Raw genomic sequence first — 7,732 nt, 5'->3', positions numbered from 1 at the left:
CAACAACATCGTCAACAAGGCGGGCGGGATTATCGCCGGCAAGGACGTCAGCCTGACCACGCGCACCGGCGATGTGATCAACGAACGAACCATCACTTCGATGGACGACAAGTACGGCACCGTCACCCGGCATCAGGACTTCGCCGATAACGCAGCCCGGATCGAGGCTGCCAACGATCTGACCGTCAAAGCGGCCAACGACATCAACGTCATCGGCGGCGTCCTGAAAAGCGGCCAGGACATGGCGTTGAATGCCGGGCGTGATGTGAATGTGGCGTCGGTGCAGGTTAACGACAGCGCGTCGCTGGGTTGGAGGGGAACGGTCAGCAGCGTTACGCAACTGGGTGCCGATATTGATGCCGGGCGTGATTTCAAGACGGATGCCAAGCGTGACATCAGTGTCATTGCCAGCGAGATCGATGCCAAGCGTGACGTGTCGATAAAAGCTACTGACAACGTGGTCATCACCTCGGCGGCGGACGAGGAGCATTCGCGCTCCAAAAACAAGAACATGACTCGTCAGGAGGATCATGTCACCCAGGTCATGTCAGGTATCACTGCTGGGGGCGACGTCAAACTGGATGCGGGCAAAGACCTGAGTGTGATTTCCAGTCGGGTAACGGCGGGGGATGAGGCGTATCTGGTAGCGGGTGACAACCTGCAGATCCTGGCGCTGCAAGACACCGATTACTCGCTGTATGACATGAAGAAAAAAGGCAGCTTCGGCAAGCTGAAGATGCAGCACGATGAGGTGACCGACATTAAACACGTCGGCTCTGAAATCAAGGCCGGTGGCAACCTGACGCTGTCGAGCAAGGGTGATCAGCTGTATCAGGTTGCCAAGCTGGAAAGTGGCAACAACATCACGCTGGACAGTGGTGGGGTGATTACTTTTCAGGGGGTCAAAGACCTCCATGACGAAAACCATACCAAGACCAACAACAGCGCTGGCTGGGTGTCCTCCAAAGGTCGAGGCAATACCGACGAGACTCTGCGCCAAACCCAGATGATCGCCAAGGGCGATATCGTTATCAAGGCAGTCGATGGCCTGAAAATCGACATCAAGGATGTGAATCAGCAATCCGTCAGCCAGACCATCGACGCCATGGTCAAGGCGGATCCGCAACTGGCCTGGTTGAAAGATGCCGAGGCCCGAGGGGACGTGGATTGGCAGCGGGTGAAGGAGATTCACGAGTCATTCAAATACGAGAACTCGGGACTGGGTCCGGCAGCACAAATCGCAATCGCCATCATGATGTCCTTTGTGATGGGGCCCGCTGGACTGGGTCTGGTAGGTGGTGGAGCCGGTGGCGCAATTGCTACAAGCCTAGCGACGACTGGCGTAACCAGCACCATTAATAACAAAGGTGATCTCGGGGCCGCATTCAAGGAGACCTTCAGTGCCGGTAGCTTGAAAAATGCGGCTATCGCCGGGTTTACGGCGGGCATGCTCGACTATGCAGACACCAACTGGTTTGCGGCTGGGGGCAGTAAAACTGCAAATATCCTGACCAGCAGCAACATTACTGATGTCGCCATCCGCACGACCGGCCGGGCGATTATTTCCAGCGGTATCTCTACCACTATTGGTGGAGGTAGCTTTGGTGACAACTTCGGAGCGGCGTTGCTGGGTGAGGCGAGCAGTGTCGCCATGGCGACCGGGTTCAACTGGGTTGGCGACAAGACGATCAAGTTTCCGGATGGCAGCGTTGAAAAGGTCGTAGCACATGCGTTGATGGGTGGTTTGATCTCCCAAGTCATGGGTGGGGATTTTGCTACAGGCGCGGCCGCCGCAGGGCTGAACGAAGCGGCGATGAATGCGCTGCTTTTCATGGCTGACGGCAATCAAGAGCTTCAAAAGTCTCTCTCACAACTTACCGGATTGATTGGTGCTGCAGCTGTGGGTGGAGATCTCTCATTAGGTTCGGAAATTGCGAAAAACGCAACGGTATACAACCAACAGGGTCATTCACACATAGACCAAATGCAGGGTCACAATTCTGTGCAGGAAGTGGATGAAGAGTTAAGGCACACGCTCAGAGAGCATATTCCGCTGCAAGAGCAGGAAGCGATGGGTGACTTCACGATCCCGATTGATCCGGGTTTAAGTCCGATCATCGCGGGGCCTATACTTGGCATTAAAATCCCCGGCGGCGGTACGAAGTCAAGCACTAGCTGGGCCGGGTCAGGACCAATGCCCGGGGTTTTAGGTTTGCAGCCAAACTCATCTTCCTCAAAGGCCATAACCAACTATTATCCGTCAACCAGAAGTGGAGCGATTGAATTTGTTTTTGACCCTAAAACAAATTATTTTGCTGTTGGTAAGCCGAGTACAAATCTGGGGGGTTCTCCTCATGAGCAGCTAGGCGCTACCATAGGTGCTAATCCAGCGACTTTGGTGGGCGGGATGTTTAAGCGAGGTCCAAGCGGAGAGGTTCTAACCAATGAGCATAGTGGGCATTATTGGAAAAACTGGACTCCAGAGGTTCGTTTTAATTTTGAGGAATCAATGAAGCAGTATGGAATCAATGTGAAGCATAATCCGGGGATTTGAAGTATGAGTACCTCGTCAGGAAAAAAAATTCTAGGTGGCGATTTCTTCATTTGTCAGGATGAATTTGGAGGTTGGCGACTTGATGGAGCCTCGGCTTCCTTTAATTTGGTGGATGACTCAGACTTTAAACGCGTGATTTCTTTACTCGAACTTCCTTTTAGTGAAGTAAAGTTAGAGTTGGGGTCCGACTTTCCTTATTTTGCACTGATAGGCGTGGGGTTGAAGCACGAGTCTGATTATTGGATCGATCTCGCCCTGAATTGGGTCAGTCAATTAAATTCTAAAGAGGCTCTTGAATTTTTCGAAGAGTTGAAGTTCATATCCGCGGACAAAAAAGTTTCTCAAAGAAACAGAGGCTTGGCTAAGAAAGAGATTAAAAGGTTGCGGGGGCTTACTAGTTGAATGGAAATGGGGTAGACCACATTTAGACAGTAATCCAAGGGCGTGGCCTGTTCCCTTTTTTATTCGGTGAGTATCAGGTCTCTCTATTTATAGGATAAATGGGGACAGACCACTTTTTAGAAAAGCACTTCAAAAACGTGGTCTGTCCCCGTTTCCCTCCGTATAGCCGCAGCGGAAGTTTGTGGGAAGACCAGTATCGTTCATGCCTTGTTGAGCGTGAACGAGTGAGCCCGGACGGCTGAAAAATCGATAATCTGGTTAAACGTGATCCCTCCCCATTTTCACCCGTCCCCGTTTTCCACCGTTTTCCCCAAAAATCCCGAATTTTCTTAAAGTTTTACCGATTCGGCCGATTAACGATTGGCGCTTTTGTGGCAGCTTTCAGCGTCGTCACCTTTGACCTTGAATTGCGGTCGCTTTATGATGTGCCATCATATTGATATCGCTGTCAGACTTTCTGGAGATGTGTCCTCGGGTCTACAGCGTTCCGCTAGATACATAAATTTTCCGCCCGGCCTGCGCCGTCTCTCCAGGTGTCAAGTAACGTGATCGTCCCGAAAATATCCGTCGTCATCCCTACGTACAACGTTGAGTCCTACATCGCTGAAACCCTCGATTCGCTGATCAACCAACCCGTGCCGCTGCACGAAATCATCCTGATCAACGACGGCTCGACCGACGGAACCCTGGCCGTGATTGAAGCCGGTTACGGCGATCGTTCGGAGGTCAAAGTGGTGACTCAACTCAATCAGGGGGTGGGCGCAGCGCGGCGCAATGGTCTGGCGGCGGCAACGGGGGACTTTGTTTTTTTCTGTGATCCGGACGATGTGGTCAGCCCTGAACTGTTCACCACGCTGGTCGAGCAGGTCCAGGCCAACGCGGCGCTTGAGTTGTTTTATTTCTCCAAGCGTTCGTACACGGAAGTCGACGGCAAGAAGCAGTTATTGCGACGTAACACCGCCGCCAGCCGCAATGGCTGGTTCGATGCGGGGCGCGACTTGCTCGAAGATCTGATTTTGTCCGGCAAGTATCACGCAGCGACATGGCAATATATTTTCAAGCGTTCGGTATGCGAGCGTTTTGCGGTGCGCCTGGAAGGTCGGGCCCATGAAGATCATGTGTTCAGCATGAACATTTATCTGCACAGCCACACCACGTTTGCCACCGCAGCGGATTATTACTTCCAGCGGGTCAGAAGCGGCTCGCTGACGCAGAGCCATAAGGATGTCGAGTACGTGATGGGCAGTTATGCCGCGTACCGCGACACCCTGACAGCATTGAAGAAACACATTGGGTCATTCAATGCTGGACGGGATGTTGCCCTGAATTTCATGGAACGCAATGTCGATGCGCTGATTACCAAGTGCGTCAAGTACGGTGTGCCGTTGCCACAGCAGATCACTTCGATGACTCGGCAAGACAGCCGTGATTGCGGAGTGGTGGTGCATCCTCGCTGGACGTTGCTGTTTCCGCGCTTTGCTCATGGTATGCGTAAACTGCGTTTCAATTTAAAGCAGATGCGCAGAAGCCGAAAGGCCACCGTTCAGGGCTAGTCGTTCACGCACTGAAAAACGTAAAAGGAGCGAATTCATATCGGTGAATTCGCTCCTTTTTATTGCAGCCAGTCAGGGGATAAATGGGGACAGACCACGTTTAGAAACCAATCCGAAACCCTGGTCTGCCCTCTTTTTACCCCCGCCCGATAATTAAGAGATGTACGTGGCTATTTATATAGAGATGGACAAGGTTGTAGAGACTGAGGCGTATGTGGAATATACGTTTGGCCGCGGCGGTGATGTAGGTCTGATACAGCTAGATAAAATAAAGCAAACTATAAGTGTTATAAAGGAATGCCCGTTGGATATAAGCGGAAAATGGTCAGAAAGAGCGGGTATGAAGCTCGCTCGGCTTTTCGTAAAAAGCGAGTATCCTGAGAAAACCCAGTGGGCTTCTTGAGAAGGAATTGAGAGAAAATGGGATAAATGAGGAAAAATTCTGGGGGAATCCCCGCGCTAATTGAGTTTGATCCCGGGTTTATTGCGTGCAGATCATAAATGATGAAGACTTTTTATATTGTCATTCGCTTCCTGACGCGATGCCTGTAGAAAAAGTGGCAAAAGAGTTCCATCAACTGCTGATGGAAAAGTCTTTCTCTGGAAAGTCAAAGCATGATTTTTTACAGGCTCTGTTAGAACTCAGCGACCGTCAGTGGCACACCTATGAACAGTTGTCCGAGCCACTAAAGACTCACATTGAAAAAATCTTGATCAACGAGTGGGATGGGTTTGATTTCGATTTTTCTCAGGGGGCGATCCTCGTTGCGGCACACCTTGGATTGGTTGGACTGTTTGACTTTATATCAAACCAAAATGTCAGCGAGCTTTCCTCAGAAGTGGCTATCGAGATCAAAGAGGCAATTGCTGAGCTGGGTAATAATATTGCTGATCCATATAGTGGTATGAATATAGATGGGTAGAGATCACGTTTGGCGAACATTTAGAAACGTAGCTAACTCCGTTTTCTACCGTTTCGAGGTCAACGTAGCCTCATCGAAGTCTGAGCCACTTGAAATTGAACATTTTTTTCCATCACAACCTGATATCTCATGACTTGGCTCAGGCAGCAATGGATTCCCTGCCTTTGCAAGGTTTCAAAGCAGTTCGAAATTTTCTTCTCGGATACGGTCGCTGAATCAGCCGGGATCGTATCGGGCTGGAATCGCGAGGAGCTGGAGCGATGGGCTGTTGCCGGGCGGGTGGTCAATACACCCACTATGCCGATAGTCTGATTACCTTGATTAAAATTAGCGAAGGCCTGTACCAGATCATAGATCTTGAAATGTTCTACCGAAGCTTTGGTGGGTGTGCCGTTTACCGAGAAGGACAATACGCACCCGCAGGAAATTTCTGGGACGGTGAGCAAACGCAAACTAAACCGCCCCGAACTCTATCGGGGCGTTTTCATTTACCAAGCTTGACCAGCAACGCGTTTACCGAAACGCTGGCACCACATGCTTGATAAACAGCTCCAACGATTTCTTCTTCTCCTCATGCGGCAAGCTGTTGTCACACCAGAAGCTGAACTCATCCACGCCCAGTTCCTGGTAGTACTTGATGCGCGGAATGATCTCTTCCGGCGTACCAATCATCGCCGTCTTGTGCAGGCTCTCCAGTTCAAACTCCGGACGCCCGGCAAATTTCTCTTCAGGACTTGGCGCGAGGAAGCCATTGACTGGCGTTTGCTTGTTGCCAAACCAGGCATCGAAGGTGCGGTAGAAACGTGAGATCGCTTTCGCGCCGACTTTCCAGCCGTCCGGGTTATCAGCGGTGTGAACGTGGGTATGGCGCAGCACCATCAATTGCGGGCGCGGCACATCCGGGTTGTTGTCGAGTGCGGTCTGGAACTTGTTCTTCAGATCGAGGACTTCTTCGTCGCCCTTCATCAGCGGCGTGACCATCACGTTGCAGCCGTTGGCCACCGCGAAGTTGTGCGAATCCGGGTCGCGGGCGGCGATCCACATCGGCGGGTTCGGTTTCTGAATCGGCTTCGGCACGCTGGTGGAGGTGGGGAATTTCCAGATGTCGCCGTCGTGGGCGTAGTCGCCTTGCCACAGTGCACGGACCACCGGGACCATTTCGCGCAGGGCCTGGCCACCGCTGGAGGCGGGCATTCCGCCGGCCATGCGGTCGAATTCGACTTGATAGGCGCCGCGTGCGAGGCCGACTTCCATGCGGCCGTTGCTGATCACGTCGAGCAGGGCGCATTCGCCGGCGACGCGTAGCGGGTGCCAGAACGGCGCAATGATGGTGCCGGCGCCGAGGTGAATGGTAGTGGTCTTGGCGGCGAGGTAGGCGAGCAATGGCATCGGGCTTGGCGAGATGGTGTATTCCATCGCATGGTGCTCGCCGATCCACACGGTGCTGAAACCGCCGGCCTCGGCCATCAGGGTCAGTTCGGTGAGGTCTTCGAACAGTTGGCGATGGCTGACGCTTTCGTCCCAGCGTTCCATGTGTACGAACAGGGAAAATTTCATGACGCTTCCTCGGATCTTTTGTTGTTGAGGCTACCTGTGGGAGCGGGCTAGCTCGCGATGGCGGTGTGTCAGAAAACACATCGACATCGGATAAATCGCTATCGCGAGCAGGCTCACTCCTACAGTTGATTTGTGCGGTTCTGACGATCAGGCCAGGACGGGCAGGGCTCCCATCTTGCCGTGGCAGTACACCAGCGGCCCGGCGATTTGCTCGGGGACGATCAGGTTCTTCACGGCGCCGACCATGATGGCGTGGTCGCCGCCTTCGTATTCGCGCCACAGCTCACATTCGATGATAGCCGTCGCATTGGCGAGGATCGGGTTACCCAGTGCGCTCAACGTCCACTCGATGCCTTGCGCCTTGTCCTTGCCTTTGCGGGCGAAGGCATAGGCTTCGCTTTGCTGCACGCTGGACAACAGGTGAATCGCAAAACGTTTGTTCTTGATCAGCACCGGATAGGAATCGGAACTGTAATTGGGGCAAAACAGCACCAGCGCCGGGTCCATCGACAGCGAGCTGAAGGCGCTGGCAGTCAGGCCGACGATCTGACCGTCATCGTCCAGGGTGGTGATAACGGTTACGCCGGACGGGAACGAGCCCATGACTTGTTTGTAGATGGCGGCATCAATCATTGGTCGGTCCTCGGGTGTTGTGACGCTGTTTTTATGTGATTGTTGGTCTGATGGTATACCACTATTGAATCTTTGCAAGGGCTTTTAAGCTGAACCGATAAACGTGCCAC

The 7,732-nt window shown here is 52.6% G+C and carries 8 protein-coding genes; 5 read left to right on the top strand and 3 right to left on the bottom strand.

The annotated features are described in order from the left end of the window. From VNV36_RS24345 to VNV36_RS24325, 5 genes are all read left to right on the top strand, one after another. On the top strand, nucleotides 1-2,554 hold a 2,554-nt coding region (locus VNV36_RS24345), incomplete at its 5' end, for a DUF637 domain-containing protein (protein WP_325721387.1). 3 nt (nucleotides 2,555-2,557) lie between these two features. Then, entirely contained in the window at nucleotides 2,558-2,956 is a 399-nt protein-coding gene (locus VNV36_RS24340) for a hypothetical protein (protein WP_325721385.1), read from the top strand. A 545-nt stretch (nucleotides 2,957-3,501) separates the two neighbouring features. Next, nucleotides 3,502-4,509: a glycosyltransferase family 2 protein gene (locus tag VNV36_RS24335; protein ID WP_325721383.1), complete on the top strand. Its 1,008-nt coding sequence runs from the start codon at nucleotides 3,502-3,504 to the stop codon at nucleotides 4,507-4,509. Between the two features lie 166 nt (nucleotides 4,510-4,675). Then, the gene (locus tag VNV36_RS24330) at nucleotides 4,676-4,912 is read left to right on the top strand and encodes a hypothetical protein (RefSeq protein ID WP_325721381.1); all 237 of its coding nucleotides are present in this window, start codon (nucleotides 4,676-4,678) and stop codon (nucleotides 4,910-4,912) included. An 85-nt stretch (nucleotides 4,913-4,997) separates the two neighbouring features. Then, on the top strand, nucleotides 4,998-5,432 hold the full coding sequence (locus VNV36_RS24325; RefSeq protein ID WP_325721380.1) for a hypothetical protein: 435 nt from the start codon (nucleotides 4,998-5,000) through the stop codon (nucleotides 5,430-5,432). Between the two features lie 59 nt (nucleotides 5,433-5,491). Here VNV36_RS24325 and VNV36_RS24320 read toward each other — a convergent pair whose 3' ends face one another. From VNV36_RS24320 to VNV36_RS24310, 3 genes are all read right to left on the bottom strand, one after another. Then, a complete protein-coding gene (locus tag VNV36_RS24320) occupies nucleotides 5,492-5,884 on the bottom strand; it encodes a hypothetical protein (protein WP_325721378.1) in 393 nt (130 codons plus the stop codon). A 61-nt stretch (nucleotides 5,885-5,945) separates the two neighbouring features. Next, the gene (locus tag VNV36_RS24315; protein WP_073471146.1) at nucleotides 5,946-6,989 is read right to left on the bottom strand and encodes an LLM class flavin-dependent oxidoreductase; all 1,044 of its coding nucleotides are present in this window, start codon (nucleotides 6,987-6,989) and stop codon (nucleotides 5,946-5,948) included. 147 nt (nucleotides 6,990-7,136) lie between these two features. Then, nucleotides 7,137-7,622: a flavin reductase family protein gene (locus tag VNV36_RS24310; protein WP_325721374.1), complete on the bottom strand. Its 486-nt coding sequence runs from the start codon at nucleotides 7,620-7,622 to the stop codon at nucleotides 7,137-7,139. Between the last annotated feature and the right edge of the window lie 110 nt (nucleotides 7,623-7,732).

This window comes from Pseudomonas sp., assembly GCF_035554175.1.
GTDB lineage: Bacteria > Pseudomonadota > Gammaproteobacteria > Pseudomonadales > Pseudomonadaceae > Aquipseudomonas.
This window is presented reverse-complemented; position numbering and strand designations above follow the sequence as displayed.